At 69.3% G+C, this 14,977-nt stretch carries 14 protein-coding genes; 8 read left to right on the plus strand and 6 right to left on the minus strand.

What is annotated here, in order from left to right:
- Positions 1-13 precede the first annotated feature (13 nt).
- The 5 genes from M2271_RS09545 to M2271_RS09565 form a co-directional block, all read right to left on the minus strand.
- Positions 14-3,703: an NACHT domain-containing protein gene (locus tag M2271_RS09545; protein ID WP_280886675.1), complete on the minus strand. Its 3,690-nt coding sequence runs from the start codon at positions 3,701-3,703 to the stop codon at positions 14-16.
- 72 nt (positions 3,704-3,775) lie between these two features.
- Complete coding sequence (locus M2271_RS09550; protein ID WP_280886676.1) at positions 3,776-4,516, minus strand: SUMF1/EgtB/PvdO family nonheme iron enzyme; 741 nt, start codon at positions 4,514-4,516, stop codon at positions 3,776-3,778.
- Between the two features lie 25 nt (positions 4,517-4,541).
- Positions 4,542-4,946 (minus strand): CU044_2847 family protein, encoded by a 405-nt coding sequence (locus M2271_RS09555; protein WP_280886677.1) that lies wholly within the window; start codon positions 4,944-4,946, stop codon positions 4,542-4,544.
- 28 nt (positions 4,947-4,974) lie between these two features.
- Positions 4,975-5,406, minus strand: a complete 432-nt coding sequence (locus M2271_RS09560; RefSeq protein ID WP_280886678.1) for a DUF2000 domain-containing protein — start codon at positions 5,404-5,406, stop codon at positions 4,975-4,977.
- Positions 5,407-5,641: 235 nt separating this feature from the next.
- Positions 5,642-6,376, minus strand: a complete 735-nt coding sequence (locus M2271_RS09565) for an iron-containing redox enzyme family protein (protein ID WP_280886679.1) — start codon at positions 6,374-6,376, stop codon at positions 5,642-5,644.
- A 341-nt stretch (positions 6,377-6,717) separates the two neighbouring features.
- Between M2271_RS09565 and ffh the strand changes: the two genes are divergently transcribed.
- Positions 6,718-8,268 (plus strand): signal recognition particle protein, encoded by a 1,551-nt coding sequence (gene ffh / locus M2271_RS09570; RefSeq protein WP_280886680.1) that lies wholly within the window; start codon positions 6,718-6,720, stop codon positions 8,266-8,268.
- A 232-nt stretch (positions 8,269-8,500) separates the two neighbouring features.
- On the opposite strand, the gene M2271_RS09575 is transcribed toward ffh, so the two are convergent.
- Complete coding sequence (locus tag M2271_RS09575; protein WP_280886681.1) at positions 8,501-9,349, minus strand: SAM-dependent methyltransferase; 849 nt, start codon at positions 9,347-9,349, stop codon at positions 8,501-8,503.
- Positions 9,350-9,548: 199 nt separating this feature from the next.
- Here M2271_RS09575 and proS point away from each other — a divergent pair, with 199 nt between their 5' ends.
- From proS to rplS, 7 genes are all read left to right on the plus strand, one after another.
- Positions 9,549-10,964 carry a proline--tRNA ligase gene (gene proS, locus M2271_RS09580; RefSeq protein ID WP_280886682.1) on the plus strand — a complete coding sequence of 472 codons (1,416 nt, stop codon included), beginning with the start codon at positions 9,549-9,551 and terminating at the stop codon, positions 10,962-10,964.
- Between the two features lie 376 nt (positions 10,965-11,340).
- Positions 11,341-11,943 (plus strand): hypothetical protein, encoded by a 603-nt coding sequence (locus tag M2271_RS09585; RefSeq protein WP_280886683.1) that lies wholly within the window; start codon positions 11,341-11,343, stop codon positions 11,941-11,943.
- Positions 11,944-12,280: 337 nt separating this feature from the next.
- Positions 12,281-12,709, plus strand: coding sequence for a 30S ribosomal protein S16 (rpsP, locus tag M2271_RS09590; protein ID WP_280886684.1), 429 nt, complete (start codon positions 12,281-12,283; stop codon positions 12,707-12,709).
- Between the two features lie 5 nt (positions 12,710-12,714).
- Entirely contained in the window at positions 12,715-12,954 is a 240-nt protein-coding gene (locus M2271_RS09595; RefSeq protein ID WP_005479813.1) for an RNA-binding protein, read from the plus strand.
- Between the two features lie 106 nt (positions 12,955-13,060).
- A complete protein-coding gene (gene rimM / locus M2271_RS09600; RefSeq protein WP_280886685.1) occupies positions 13,061-13,615 on the plus strand; it encodes a ribosome maturation factor RimM in 555 nt (184 codons plus the stop codon).
- Entirely contained in the window at positions 13,615-14,448 is an 834-nt protein-coding gene (trmD, locus tag M2271_RS09605; protein ID WP_280886686.1) for a tRNA (guanosine(37)-N1)-methyltransferase TrmD, read from the plus strand. The genes rimM and trmD overlap by 1 nt, the downstream gene beginning before the upstream one ends.
- Positions 14,449-14,581: 133 nt before the next feature.
- On the plus strand, positions 14,582-14,932 hold the full coding sequence (rplS, locus tag M2271_RS09610; protein WP_280886687.1) for a 50S ribosomal protein L19: 351 nt from the start codon (positions 14,582-14,584) through the stop codon (positions 14,930-14,932).
- The last annotated feature ends 45 nt before the right edge of the window (positions 14,933-14,977 follow it).

A 14,977-nucleotide genomic window follows, 5' to 3' on the forward strand; every position in this document is an offset into this window, starting at 1 on the left:
CGCGGCGCCGCAGCTATGCCTCCTCGGTCTCGGAGTAGTAGCGGATGGTGCGCACCGCCTCGTACGCCACCCGGCGCAGCCCTGCGCTCTCCGAGGGCCGGCCGCCGAGCTGTTCCAGGGCACCGACCGCGCGCACCGTCCCGGTCCGGGCGAGAGCGACCACGGCTGCCAGGACCCGCTGGTCGGACGGGCGCTGCTCGCCCTGGCCGGGATGGGGTGCGCGTGCGGGCCAGCGCCTGGGCCACGTCGCCGGATCGAGGTACGACATCAGCGTCGATTCCGCGTTCGGGGTGCGCAATGTTCCGAGCGCGTCGATGCCCTGCACCGCCGCCATCGAGTCGTCCTCCACGGCCAGGGCCCGCAGAAGGAGCGCCTCGCCTCGCGGGTGTTCGAGCCGGGCCAGCGCGCGGTATGCCATGACGCGGTCGGCGAGGCCGTCGGGGCCCGAGTGACTCAGCAAGCCACCGAGGGCCGGCAGCACGGACAGGTCGCGCAGGGTGGCCGAGCAGAAAATGACCCGGCGCAGCCGCTCGCTGTCGTCCGGTCCGCATCTCTCGGCAAGGACTGTGCGCAGCCAGCTTCGGCAGGCCGGAATGGGCACCTGGGAGAACAGCCGCAGGCACAGGCTGAGCAACCAGTCCTGGCCGGGGCGCAAGGAGCGCTCCAGCAGGATGCCGTGCGCCTGGGTGCTGCCCGAGCGGGCCAGAGCAGCCGTGGCCGCCGCCACCAGCGTCCGATCTCCCTCGTCGAGCAGTCCGGTGACCAGCTCCGCTGTGTGTTTGGGCCGGCAGCGCAGCAGGAAGGACACGGCCGCCGCGCGCAGCCGCAGATCGGCCGCGGGGTCCAGCGCGGTCGCCAGCACGTGCTCTGTGTGCTCGGCGTAGACACCGAGGGAGGTGAGGCACAGCATGTTCGCGCGGGAGTGGTCGTCGGGCGCCTCGGACAGCAGCCGGGCATGGAAGCGGCCGTCACCTTCCACCCACTCGGGGTCGACGGCATGCCGGATCGACAGCTGGCTCAGCGGGTCGGGCGCGTCCACGAAGAGCGTGCGCATGGTCTGCCGCACGAACTCGGACGAGATGACACGCACGGCGAGCGGTGCGCGCAGTCGACCGAGGGGAGCTCCGTCGCCTCCGGTCAGGAGCGGGCGGATGGTTTCGGGGGTGAGCGGGATCTCGGTGAGCGCCTGTCCGGCGGCGCCCGCCACCGCGCTCATCGGGTGCTCCAGAAGAGGCGCGAGCAGCGGCACCGCCTCGGGTCTGCCGCAGCGGCCGAGCGCCTCGATCACCTCGACCGTGGACAGAACGTAGCCCTCCAGGTCGTACCGTGCGGCCAAGGGCTCGGCAGCGGTCGTCGGGTCCGTGGCCAGCAGGTTGCGGAGCATGCCCGCGAGTACGGTGCCGGCCGTGCCGCTGGCGACCAGCCCCAGGAAGGCCACGTACTTGAGGAAGACGTCGAGGGGCGGCGCCTCCTCCCGCGGGAACAGCCGCGCGGCGACCGTGTCCACGTATTCGGGAAACGCGGCCGCCAGCCCGGACACGGCGTGTGTGGCCTCCACGCTGAACGGGGATCCGCGGCCGAAGGCCACCGGTCCGAGTCGGTCGAGCAGTTCGTCGCACACCGGTGCGGCCTCCGGGAGCGCCTCCGACGCGCAGCGCGCGGCGAGCGTGAGGGCCTCCACGGAACGCGCCTCTCCATCAGGGGTGAAGGCCAGTCGCCGGATGAACTCCTCGGCGCGGGTCTCCTGAAGGAGACCCGTGTACAGCCGTGTGACCTCCTCCCACCGCGGATCGTGGCAGTGGCCGAACAACGGGTTGTCCTGCTCCGGGGAGGCGGCACTCAGGGCACGGGCCGCGAAGTACTCCTGGAAGGTGAGGTGCAGGAAGGAGTACCGACCGTCCGCTCCGCGCAGCAGGATCGCGTCCTGCTCCGCGAGCGTTCTCAGCATGTCGTACGGCGAGTCCGCCGGAGCGGCTCCGGCGGGCCGCCGGGCCACATAGTCGTTCCAGAGTCCGTAGAACTCCTCCTCGCCGAACGACTCCCGGCGCCGGGTCATCAGCTCCAGGGCGAGCCAGCTCAGGAAGGAGCGTTTGAGCAGGGGAGAGGACCGCACACCGGGGGACTCCCGGCCGTTCAGCAGAACGTCCGCCAGCACCGCGTACAGCTCGGTCCGCTGTCGGGGTATGCGTATCTCGTCCTGATCGCCCTGGGCGGCGGACAGCAGGGACAGCATCAGGGGGTTCTGCCCGAACTTCGAGAGTGCGGGGCTCTCGTCGATCTGCCGTTCTATGTCGTGGGCGGTAGTGGGCCGGTCCGCGAACCAGCGTGCCAGGAAACGGCCGCGTTGACTCCTGCTGAAGCCCACGCACTCGAAGGTGCGAAAGGTCCCGGGCAGCAGCCCGCGTGGAAAGGCCACCGTCCGACAGGAGACGTAGAAGCGGTTCTGGGCGCCGAGCAGGCGGCGGACCTCCTCTGCCATCCGGCGCTGCAACGACGGGGGCGCCTCGTCGAGGCCGTCGAGGAAGAAGACCGCCTTGCCCGCGTCACAGGCGCTGAGCAACTCGTTGGCGACGGCGGGGTAGGCGCGGGTGAGGTAGGTCCGCAGACACCCGGGTTCGTCGGTGAGTGATGCGATGCGTACGAAGACCGGGAGATCTCCGCCGAACAGCTCGCCACGGCAGGATCGGACCAGCAGATGCCGCAGGAACGTTGTCTTGCCCGCCCCCGGTTCGCCCAGCACCGTCGCGCAGGGCGCCGACAGCAGTTCGCCGAGCGGGACGTCCGGCTGGCGGATCCGCGCTTGTGGGCTGCCACGGTCTCGCCTGGCGTCCCGCTTCTCCGGGGCGCCGTCCGGCAGGGCGTGCAGCCCGCCGCTGGAACGGCGGGAGTACGAGGTGCCGTCGAGGGTGTCGGCCGCGAGCGTCAGGGTCACGTACACCTCGTCCAGGCGCACGTCCCGCTCCAGGTTCGCGAAGGCCACGTACGAGTGTTCGCGCTGCAGGTTCATCAGGTACCCGAGGACGGCCGCCGAGCGTTCCTCGCCGTGTACTCGGCCGCCCGCCTGGGCGACAGCCTCGGCGTTCTCCGCCAGCAGATTCGGGTGGAGCAACTCGACGTCCTCGACGGGCACCGCGTATCCGCCTCCGTCGGGGTTCGAGCGCTTCATCACGCCGACGACACGGTCGTCCGCGAGCGAGTAGAGGGGGCCGCCGCTGATCCCGGGTCTGATGGTCGCCCGGCTGAGGACCAGCAGCCGTTGGGGTTCCTGGGGGAGACCGGGCAGGCCGCGGTATGTCGTGGTGCCGTTGGCCTGTCCGGCGGCCGGGTAGCCGCGGTAACCGCGGTCCTCCCACTGGTGGCCGTAGGCGTAGAAGTCGAAGATGCCGTATCCGCTGGGGCCCATCGGAAGGATCGGGTGGTCGGTGCAGTCCACCTGGATCAGCGCCAGGTCCGGGGTTCCGGAGTCGCCCGGTCCGACGGTGTTCATGACGGTCAGTTCGGTCCCGTGCCAGTAGATCCGCAGCCGGGCAGGGCTGTCCGGGTCGTGGACGTGGGCGCAGGTCAGGATCCAGCCCGCCAGGACGAAGAAGCCGGTGCCGACGGAGTCCGGGCCCTGGGTGACGCGTACGACGGCCGCGTCGACGGCGGCCACCACCGCCTGGGGTATCGCGCGGCCTGCGGCGCCCGACCCGTCGGTGCTCATCACCGGCTCCGGCCCGGTTGCCGCGGGCGCCGCTCGGCGCCACGTACGCACACACGCCGCGGGCGGCGGTGCTCAGCGCCATGTACGCACACATACCCGGAAGCCGTCATCAGCCCCTCCCTGGTTGTACGAGTTCGTCCAGTCGCGGCAGGCGGGGCGGACGATTTCCTTGGTGCAGTAGGCGGAGCCGCCCTTGACGACCCGCTGTGAGGCGGGCCGGGCGGCAAAGGGGTCGATGAACTCCGCCTCCTGGTGGGCGTGGCTGTGGTAGTAGTCCTCGCACCACTCCCACACCCCGCCCGCCATGTGCAGGCACCCGTAGGGGGACTGGCCCTCCGCCAACTCGTGGACCGGAACAAAGCCGGCCGCACCGTTCTCGGCTCTCTCGGCGGAATTGCACAACTCCGGCCGGAACTCGTCGCCCCAGGGCCAGATCCGGTCGTCTCCTCCACGCGCCGCCTTTTCCCACTCGGCCTCAGTGGGCAGCGCGAACGACAGACCGGAGCGTTCGCCGAGCCAGCCGCAGTACTCCTGGGCCAGCTCCCAGGAGACGTTGACAGCGGGCAGGTCGGCCTGGTGTTCGGCCGCGGGATCGTCCAGTACGACGGTGTCGGACGGGTGTTCCCAGCCGGCCGCTCGCCGGAACACCGCGAGCTGGCGACGGGTGGTGGGGTGACGGGCCATACGGAACGCCGAGACGTACACCTCACGCATGGGGAACTCCAGCTCGCCCGCGTACGGGTCGAGCTCGGAGCTGCCCAGACAGGACATGCCTTCGGGGATGTCCACCAGTTCATGGCCGTTCAGAAACACCGCAGCCGCCCTTGCGCGCGGCTGGTCAGTCGGTGCCTGGAGACGGAGCTGAACTCGGTGCTTCCTCGTTCTCGTCCTCTTCCTCGTCCTCTGCCGCGCCCGTCGGCTCTGGGTCCTGTGCGTCGGTGTGGCGGTCTCGGGACCACTCGAGGGTGATCAGGAAGTTCGCCTCGACGCCCGCTTTGGCGATCAAGGCGGACAGGCCGGTGCTCTCCGCTTTGAAGGTGACACCGAACTGCACCTGAGTGCGGTGGGGAGCGACCGTTTTCAGAGCGTCGCCGAGATCCTGGCAGAGGGTCACCACCGAGGGCAGGATCTCGGAGAACGCCGTCTGTCTCCGCCGGAACGCGACCTCCTCCTCCTGTACCGCGGAGACCGCCTCCACCCACACCACGGAGCCGTCCGAGAGTGTCAGTCGCTCACTTGCCATGTGTCCCCCGTTGAAACCGGTGCCGGATCTACTGCCAGAGGCTGAAGCGCCCGGTGAGCGCGCTGACCGCGTCGAGGCCGCCGTAGACGATCACGCCGAGATAACGGATGTCCTCGTCCGCGGTGGCGGCGACGGCGTCCGCGAGTTCGTCGTCGTGGCCCGTGGCCAGCATCTGCTCCGGGTAGTCGGCCCAGAAGACGTCACCGCGCTCCCTGGCCTCGGTCACGAGTCGGCGCAGCCGGTTCTGCTTCACCTTGGTCACGATGACCGGGTACTTGGAGATCCCGGTGTGGGGGAGACCGGACGCGTCCTTCAGTACGTCCCGCCCCATGAGGTCGCCGTCGTCGCCATGGGCCCCGAGAGCGACGGCGAGGTGCCCGGCCACGTTCAGGGCCACGCCCGGTTCCAGGTGGGAGGCGAGGGCGAGCACCGCCTTCTTGGCACGGTAGTCGTAGGTCACGCGCGGATCCTTTGCTGAAATGTCGGGTCGGCCAGGTGGTTCGGCAGACTACATAACCTCACGTCGTGATCACGTGGCTCTGGGTGAATCGATCAGCAGGGCGACAAAGGAGGTGGTCGCCGAGACCATGAACGGTCTTTGGCGACCACGTTCGTTCTTTGTCGACCATGTACGGACACCGGCGATCAAGGATGATCGCCGGTGACCTGGCTGGCCCGGGCATGTGCCCGCCGCCCTACTCCTGGGAGACGTCCGGCGTCCCGCTCAGCGGGTTCCAGCGGTCGTCCGTGATGCGGAGCGGTTCGGTGTGGGCGTCGAACACGCCGTACGCCTCATCGAGCAGGATCTCCATCCCACGCTGCCCGAGCGCGATGCCGAACCGCAGCTCCGTCTCCTCGGAGTCCGGGAGGGCTTCCACGGCCTCGTACAACGCGGCCACGTGCTGGTCGTCCACTTCTATGTGCAGGTCGAAGAAGTCGGTGTGCAGGTCCGGGTGGTGGGCAGTGAGCGCTTCCCGGGCCGCGGTGTACGTCACCGGAGTCATGGCCTCGTTGACCAGCATGTAACCGATGGCGCGGCCGGCGCTGCGGCACTTGGCCACGTTGAAGGCGAGACTGAGCGCCAGGCCGATGCCTGCGCGCTCGGCGTAGGAGTCGAAGTCGTCCCGCGGTACTCCGAGCTGGTCCAGCAGGTGCAGGTAGTGCAGAAAGTGCGCGTGCCGAGGGTCGCCGGAGCCCAGCTCGTCGTCGAGGTTCTCCTGCAGGATCCGGCGTACCTTGTCGTTGTCGCTCCAGGCCAGCAGTTCCCTGAGAATCCAGGGGAAACTACGGGATTCGCGCCCCGCGCAGAAGACCCAGCGGTGCGCGTTCTCCAGCGGAAGCGTGCCGGCTGCCGCGGCAGTCGCCAGTGGATGGGCGCGTACCGCGGCCAGGGCCGAATCGACCTGTTTCCTGATCTCCGGTGCGAACATTCGGACCCCCGGGGTTCCGGTTTGTTCTCTGATGGCGTCTTCGGGTGCACACGCCCGGATTCCTCAGGATCGCGGGGGATCAAGGGGAGCGGGAGAGGGTGCAGCCCACTCGTGCGGATGCTGCCCAGGAATGGCGGATACCGCCTCGGCCCATGGCGTGAACCGGTTGCCCGACCGACGGCGTCGTGGGCGGAACAGCTGGGCTACGGGGAGCTGTCCGGTCCTGGGGCGCCGGGGATGTCGGACCATGGGCCCGCGATGGAGACCCGACCGCATGTGGCCCGTTACGCTGGAGGGCGATTCCCAAGCCAGCCCCGACGACCCCGAGGACCGCGAGCGCCGTGTTCGATACTCTCTCCGATCGCCTTTCAGCGACCTTCAAGAACTTGCGCGGCAAGGGACGCTTGAGCGAAGCGGACATCGACGCCACGGCGCGTGAGATCCGCATCGCGCTCCTCGAGGCGGACGTCGCCCTGCCCGTCGTGCGGACGTTCATCAAGAACGTCAAGGAGCGTGCCCTCGGCGCCGAGGTCTCCAGGGCGCTGAACCCGGCCCAGCAGGTCCTGAAGATCGTCAACGACGAACTCGTCACGATTCTCGGCGGCGAGACCCGGCGCCTGCGCTTCGCCAAGCAGCCGCCCACCGTGATCATGCTGGCGGGTCTGCAGGGTGCCGGTAAGACCACCCTCGCGGGCAAGCTCGGCCGCTGGCTGAAGGAGCAGGGTCACTCACCGCTGCTGGTCGCCGCCGACCTCCAGCGCCCGAACGCCGTGAACCAGCTCAGCGTGGTCGCCGAGCGGGCGGGCGTCGCGGTCTACGCGCCCGAGCCGGGCAACGGCGTCGGCGACCCGGTCAAGGTCGCCAAGGACTCCATCGACTTCGCGAAGTCCAAGGTCCACGACATCGTGATCGTGGACACCGCCGGCCGCCTCGGTATCGACCAGGAGCTGATGCGGCAGGCCGCGGACATCCGCGACGCGGTCTCGCCCGACGAGATCCTGTTCGTCGTCGACGCGATGATCGGTCAGGACGCCGTCAACACCGCAGAGTCCTTCCGTGACGGCGTCGGTTTCGACGGTGTCGTCCTCTCCAAGCTCGACGGTGACGCCCGGGGTGGCGCCGCCCTGTCGATCGCCTCGGTGACCGGCAAGCCGATCATGTTCGCGTCGAACGGCGAGAAGCTCGAGGACTTCGACGCGTTCCACCCTGACCGAATGGCCTCCCGCATCCTCGACATGGGTGACCTGCTCACCCTGATCGAGCAGGCGGAGAAGACGTTCAGTCAGGAAGAGGCCGAGAAGATGGCCTCCAAGCTGGCGTCCAAGAAGGGTGAGGACTTCACCCTGGACGACTTCCTGGCCCAGATGGAGCAGGTCAGGAAGATGGGCAGCATCAGCAAGCTGCTCGGCATGCTGCCCGGCATGGGCCAGATCAAGGACCAGATCGCCAACCTCGACGAGCGGGACGTCGACCGCACGGCCGCGATCATCAAGTCGATGACCCCGGCCGAGCGTCAGGAGCCGACGATCATCAACGGCTCGCGCCGCTCCCGTATCGCCAAGGGTTCCGGCGTCGAGGTCAGCGCGGTGAAGAATCTGGTCGAGCGGTTCTTCGAGGCCCGCAAGATGATGTCCCGCATGGCCCAGGGCGGCGGCATGCCGGGCATGCCGGGGGTTCCGGGTATGGGCGGCGGCCCCGGCCGGTCGAAGAAGCAGCCGAAGAAGGCCAAGGGCAAGCAGCGCTCCGGCAACCCGATGAAGCGCAAGCAGCAGGAGCAGGAGGAGGCCGCGCGCCGCGCCGCCGCGGCCGAGGGCGGCGCCTTGGGCGTGCCGGGCCAGCAGGCCCCGCAGAACTTCGAGCTGCCGGACGAGTTCAAGAAGTTCATGGGCTGACGGCCTGTCGTACGAGGCTTGGTACGACGCATTCGTGCAAGGTCTGGTGCGAGGCATGCGTGCAACGCATTCGCATGAGGCTTTCGTGCGACGCATCCGGGTACGAAGCTTTCGTGCGACGCATTCCTACGAGGCTTTCGTACGACGCCGAGGGTGCCTTTCTCCGGAGGGGCGCCCTCCGGTGTTCAGCACCGCTTGGTTCCGGCCGATCTGCTGGTTGCCCTGAGCGTGCTCAGGGCGTGCGCGCGATCAGATACCGGAACACGTTCGGCATCCACACCGTGCCGTCCCGGCGCCGATGCGGATGCAGGGCCTCCGTCAGCTCCTTGTCCACCTGGACCGGGTCGGTCGCGGAGATCGCCGCGTCGAAGAGTCCCGTCGACAGCAGTCCGCGTACGGCGCTGTGGGTGTCGGCGTACCCGAAGGGGCAGGCGACCCGGCCGGAGCCGTCCGGCTTGAGTCCGGCGCGCTGGGCGACCTCCTCCAGGTCGTCCCGGAGGGCGGAGCGCCAACCACCCGTGCCGCGCAGCGGATCCGCCAGTTTGGTGGCCACCCGCAGGACGGACGTCGTGGCGCAACGCTCGGCCGGACCCCAGCCGGCCAGCACCACGGACGCTCCCCGCTCCGCCAGCGGCGTCGCCGACGCGAGCAGCTCACCGACCCCCTCGGAGTCGCCGGCGAGACACCCGATGGGCTCGAAGGCGGTCACCAGGGTGTACCCGGGCGTCGTGGCGTCCGCGGGCGTTCCCCCCACCAGCCGGATGCCGCCCCGCGCGCGCTTGCCCCTCGTCTCGGGCAGCAGCCGCTCCCGGGCGAGGGCGAGCCGTTCGGAGGAGGAGTGGTCGACACCCGTGACCGCGGCCCCTCTGGAGGCCGCCATCAGCAGGGCCAGACCGGAACCGCAGCCGAGGCCCAGCAGCCGGGTGTGCGGGCCCACTTCGAGTCGTTCGTAGACGGCCTCGTAGAGCGGCACCAGCATCCGCTCCTGGATTTCGGACCAGTCACGCGCGCGTGCCCCCGGGTCCACGCGGGATGCCGAACCCGCGCCGGGCCGGTGCTGTCGCACGAGCGTAGGTGTCATAGGTAAGCGCCCCAATCCGCCGAGAGTTTCCCCTGTGCCCGTTTCCGTAGCCCCCGTGCAGTGCGCTCGCACTCCCCCCGTATGCCAGATAACTCCGCACTCGCCCGTGCGTCCAGGGGTCGTCGGGTCCGGCTTGCGCATCGAGGGCGCCTGTGGCGAGATTTCACCTGCCCGCAACCTGGGCCCGTAACATCGCGCCATGGCAAAGGCACCCGTTCTCACCCCGCGCTCGGAAGACTTCCCCCGCTGGTACCAGGATCTGATCGCCAAGGCCGAGTTGGCCGACAACGGGCCGGTGCGCGGCACCATGGTGATCCGACCGTACGGGTACGGGCTGTGGGAGCGGATGCAGGCCGAGATGGACGCCCGCATCAAGGAGACGGGCACCCAGAACGCGTACTTCCCGCTGCTGATCCCGCAGTCGTACCTCACGCGGGAGGCGGACCACGTCGAGGGTTTCGCGCCGGAACTCGCGGTCGTCACGCACGGCGGCGGCAAGGAACTGGAGGAGCCGGCGGTCGTCCGGCCCACCTCGGAGATGATCGTCAACGACTACTTCTCGAAGTGGGTGCAGAGCTACCGCGACCTGCCTCTGTTGATCAACCAGTGGGCGAACGTGGTGCGTTGGGAGCTCAGGCCCCGTCTGTTCCTGCGGACGACGGAGTTCCTGTGGCAGGAGGGCCACACCGCGCACGCCACCTACGAGGACGCCCGCGACTTCGCCTCACACATCCACCGCCGGGTCTACGAGGACTTCATGGTGAACGTCCTCGCGATGGACGTCGTGCCCGGCCGCAAGACCGTCAGGGAGAGGTTCGCCGGCGCCGTCAACACCCTCACGCTCGAAGGCATGATGGGCGACGGCAAGGCCCTGCAGATGGCCACCAGCCACGAACTGGGCCAGAACTTCGCCAAGGCATTCAACACCTCGTACCTGTCGAAGGACGGCACACAGGAACTGGTGTGGCAGACCTCCTGGGGATCGACCACCCGCATGATCGGCGCACTGGTGATGATGCACGGTGACGACAACGGCCTGCGTGTCCCGCCGCGGCTGGCACAGACCCAGGCCGTCGTCCTCGCGGTCAAGGACGACGGAGCGGTACTGGCCAAGGTCCACGAGATCGGCGATCGGCTGAGAGCGGCGGGTGTGCGCGTCCAGGTCGACGACCGGGTGGACACCCCGTTCGGCCGCCGTGCCGTCGACTGGGAGCTCAAGGGCGTACCGGTCCGGGTCGAGGTCGGGCCCCGTGACCTGGAGAACGGCACCGCGATGCTGGCGCGGCGGATCCCGGGCGGCAAGGAGTCGGTGTCCCTGGACGCACTGGCGGGACTCGTGCCCGCGATCCTCGAAGAGGACCAGGCGCTGCTGCTGGCCCAGTCCCGCGAGCGCCGTGTGTCCCGCACCTCGGACGTGTCGACGATCGAGGAGGCCGTCGAGGCCGCCGCTGCCGGCCGCTGGGCGCGTGTCCCGTGGGCGGTGCTCGGCGAAGAGGGCGAGGCCAGGCTGGCCGAGCACGCGGTGACCGTACGGTGTCTGGTCGCCGAGGACGGGTCGGTGCCCGACGCCGACGACGCGCCCGGTAACGTGGCGGTCGTCGCGCGCGCCTACTGAAGCTGCAGCCTCGGCCGGCCGGCGGGAGCGCGACCGAAACGCCTCTTGCGCAACGGCGGACGGCACGTGCCCCGGCGTATGGACGCGATCTACGCGCGCCCGTCAAGAGTGCGGCTCGAATCGGCCACCGTTGAGGGTGGTGGGGGAGACGGGCGGTCGAGGGGGGCCGCCCGAATCAGCCACCGTTGAGTGGTGGTGGGAGACGGTTGGGCGTACGTCAGGCTACGCACCACCTTTGTATGAGCTGTGAGGCTTCTCCCCAGATCGGCGCACCCGCCCTCGTCAGGACGCATCAGCGGCAACTGACGGGTACGTGCAAATTATTTGGGATGGCCCGGAATAGGAACACAGCGGCACTCTGGCTCGTTGTCATTACGTGAGCACGACACAGACACCACCTGTTCTCGCCGCAGAGCTGGCACAGGCGTGGGCCGACGTTCAGCGGTACCACCCCGAGCTGCCCGATCTTGCCGCGCCAGAATCCCTGATCGGGGAGTCGTCGTCCGCGTGCGGTCACGAGCTCTCCTTCGAGCGACTGCTTCACGAAGCAGTCCATGGCATCGCCGCCGCGCGCGGCATCCGCGACACCTCCCGTGCCGGCCGCTACCACAACCGCAGATTCCTTGCGATCGCCGAGGAGATGGGCCTGGACCACCCCGAGGAGCCGCATCCCAGCAGCGGTTTCTCCCTGGTCACGCTCACCCCCGAGGCGAAGCGCCGCTACCGCCCGACCGTGGAACGTCTCCAGCGGGCCCTCAAGGCCCACTCGGTGGCGACCACGTCCGAAACCTCCCGCACCTTCCGCGGCCCGGCCGCCCGCCACGGCTCCTCCGGTGGCGGCGTCCGCGTCAAGGCGGTCTGCGACTGCGGCCGCAATGTACGGGTCGTCCCGTCGGTGCTGGCCCAGGCGCCGATCGTCTGCGGCGGCTGCGGGAAGCCGTTCCGGATTCCGGAGGCCGTGGGCGCGGCGGCGGGCTGACCCGGCCGAGGGCGCGAGTACCGGCATCTCGTGGCTGTCGGTCGAGCCTGAGGAACGGGCGCGAGGGTGTCGTCGCGCGGTCCCGCCGACGGCACCCGGCGGCGCCGGGTGGCGCACCCGAGCTGTTCATCGCAGCGCCGGGTGTCCCTCAGGCATGCCCACCGCAGCCTCGGTCAGAAGCGACTCGCGGGGTGTGGCACAATGGCTAGCTGTACTCGACAGTCGCATAGGACCCCTCTCTCCTCCGGCTGACGCGTCCATCGGGCACTCGGGTACCGCAACCCCACGCGGCCATCTGCCGTGCCCCATCACGTCAAATTCAGGAGAATCCACTCCCGTGGCAGTCAAGATCAAGCTGAAGCGTCTGGGCAAGATCCGTGCGCCTCACTACCGCATCGTCGTCGCCGACTCCCGCACCCGTCGTGACGGTCGTGCGATCGAGGAGATCGGCCTGTACCACCCGGTGCAGAACCCCTCGCGCATCGAGGTCGACGCCGACCGCGCCGCGTACTGGCTCTCCGTCGGCGCGCAGCCGACCGAGCCCGTGCTCGCCATCCTGAAGAAGACCGGCGACTGGCAGAAGTTCAAGGGCGAGCCCGCCCCGGCTCCGCTGCTCCAGCCGGCCGAGAAGGCCGCGCGCCCGTTGTTCGAGGCGCTCGGTGGCGAAGACGAGGGCAAGGGTGAGGCGATCACCCAGAAGAAGAAGACCGAGAAGAAGGACGAGGCTCCTGCTGAGTCCTCTTCGGCTGAGTCGACCGAGGCCTGAGCAGCATGCTCGAAGAGGCGCTCGAGCACCTCGTGAAGGGCATTGTCGACAACCCTGACGACGTGCAGGTCGCCTCGCGTGACCTGCGTCGTGGGCGTGTGCTGGAGGTCCGGGTCCACCCGGACGACCTCGGCAAGGTGATCGGCCGCAACGGTCGCACCGCACGCGCCCTGCGAACCGTCGTGGGCGCCATCGGCGGCCGCGGTGTCCGGGTCGACCTCGTCGACGTGGACCACGTCCGCTGACGCAACGCAGCACCGGCTCGGGCCGGGGAGGGCCACTGGGCCGTCCCCGGCCCGTTGTCGTGCACGCAGCCCCAGAGGCTGTCGGAGATCAGGAGAAGCAAGCACAGTGCAGCTGGTAGTCGCTCGCATCGGTCGTGCCCACGGCATCAAGGGCGAGGTCACCGTCGAGGTCCGCACCGACGAGCCGGAGCTGAGGCTCGCGCCCGGTGCCGTCCTGCGCACGGACCCCGCCGCCACGGGCCCCCTCACCATCGAGACCGGCCGTGTCCACAGCGGCCGTCTCCTCCTGCGCTTCGAGGGCGTGAAGGACCGCAGCGCCGCCGAGGCGCTGCGCAACACCCTCCTGATCGCGGAGGTGGACCCGGAGGTGCTCCCCGACGAGGAGGACGAGTACTACGACCACCAGCTGATGGATCTGGACGTGGTGACCAAGAACGGCGTCGAGGTCGGCCGTATCACCGAGATCTCGCACCTGCCCTCGCAGGACCTGTTCGTCGTGGAGCGCCCCGACGGCAGCGAGGTCCTGATCCCCTTCGTCGAGAAGATCGTCACGGAGATCGACCTCGAGGAGCAGAAGGCCGTCATCGACCCGCCGCCCGGGCTGATCGACGACAACGCCGTCGTGGCCTCCTCACGCGACGCCGCCGAGGAAGAGGCGTAATGCGCCTCGACGTCGTCACGATCTTCCCCGAGTACCTCGAACCGCTGAACGTCTCTCTCGTCGGCAAGGCACGCGCGCGTGGACAGCTGAACGTGCACGTGCACGACCTGCGGTCCTGGACGTACGACCGGCACAACACCGTCGACGACACGCCGTACGGCGGCGGACCGGGCATGGTCATGAAGACCGAGCCCTGGGGCGACGCGCTGGACTCCGTCCTGGCGGACGGCTACGAGGCGGGCTCCCACGCGCCCGTCCTGATCGTCCCCACGCCCAGCGGCCGCCCCTTCACCCAGGAGCTCGCCGTCGAGCTCTCCGAGCGCCCCTGGCTGCTTTTCACGCCGGCTCGCTACGAGGGCATCGATCGCCGTGTCATCGACGAGTACGCCGCCCGGATACCCGTCTACGAGGTCTCCATCGGCGACTACGTCCTGGCCGGCGGCGAGGCGGCCGTCCTCGTCGTCACGGAGGCCGTGGCACGGCTGCTGCCCGGTGTCCTGGGTAACGCCGAGTCGCACCGGGACGACTCCTTCGCTCCCGGAGCCATGGCCAACCTCCTGGAGGGGCCCGTCTACACCAAGCCGCCCGAGTGGCGCGGACGCGGGATCCCGGACGTGCTGGTCAGCGGCCATCACGGCAAGATCGCCCGCTGGCGCCGCGACGAGGCCCTGCGGCGTACGGCGGCCCACCGGCCCGACCTGATCGAGCGCTGTGCCCCGCAGGCCTTCGACAAGAAGGACCGCGAGATGCTCTCCATCCTGGGCTGGGCACCGGACCCGGAGGGTGAGCCGTACGGCCGATTTTGGCGCAGGCCAGAGGGCGTGGAAGAATAGGTCGCTGTTGTGCGCCGTCCGGCGTGCGCCCCTGCCACAGGGGGACACGACGCCCGCCCCGACGCGGACAGCCTCCTTCTGGACACCTAATTCCCGTTGATGACCTGTGGCATCACCGTAGAAAGCAGACGAAATGTCTCACCTGCTCGACTCCGTCGACTCCGCGTCGCTGCGCAGCGACATCCCGGCCTTCCGCCCGGGTGACACCGTCAACGTCCACGTGCGCGTCATCGAGGGCAACCGCTCCCGTGTGCAGCAGTTCAAGGGCGTCGTCATCCGCCGTCAGGGCGCCGGTGTCCGCGAGAGCTTCACGGTCCGCAAGGTCTCGTTCTCCGTCGGCGTCGAGCGCACCTTCCCGGTGCACACTCCGATCGTCGAGAAGATCGAGCTCGTCACCCGCGGTGACGTGCGTCGCGCGAAGCTGTACTTCCTGCGCGACCTGCGCGGCAAGGCTGCGAAGATCAAGGAGAAGCGCGACAACTGAGCGCTTTTCGGGCGTCACAGCCGGGCCGGATAGCATCTGGCCCTG

This window comes from Streptomyces sp. LBL (assembly GCF_029893585.1).
Lineage (GTDB): Bacteria > Actinomycetota > Actinomycetes > Streptomycetales > Streptomycetaceae > Streptomyces.

Excerpts from the sequence above, each read along its gene's own strand:
- M2271_RS09545 (WP_280886675.1), bottom strand. The coding sequence starts at position 3,703 with ATGAGCACCGACGGGTCGGGCGCCGCAGGCCGCGCGATACCCCAGGCG.
- M2271_RS09555 (WP_280886677.1), bottom strand. The coding sequence starts at position 4,946 with ATGGCAAGTGAGCGACTGACACTCTCGGACGGCTCCGTGGTGTGGGTG.
- M2271_RS09565 (WP_280886679.1), bottom strand. The coding sequence starts at position 6,376 with ATGTTCGCACCGGAGATCAGGAAACAGGTCGATTCGGCCCTGGCCGCG.
- M2271_RS09575 (WP_280886681.1), bottom strand. The coding sequence starts at position 9,349 with ATGACACCTACGCTCGTGCGACAGCACCGGCCCGGCGCGGGTTCGGCA.
- proS (WP_280886682.1), top strand. The coding sequence starts at position 9,549 with ATGGCAAAGGCACCCGTTCTCACCCCGCGCTCGGAAGACTTCCCCCGC.
- M2271_RS09595 (WP_005479813.1), top strand. The coding sequence starts at position 12,715 with ATGCTCGAAGAGGCGCTCGAGCACCTCGTGAAGGGCATTGTCGACAAC.
- trmD (WP_280886686.1), top strand. The coding sequence starts at position 13,615 with ATGCGCCTCGACGTCGTCACGATCTTCCCCGAGTACCTCGAACCGCTG.
- rplS (WP_280886687.1), top strand. The coding sequence starts at position 14,582 with ATGTCTCACCTGCTCGACTCCGTCGACTCCGCGTCGCTGCGCAGCGAC.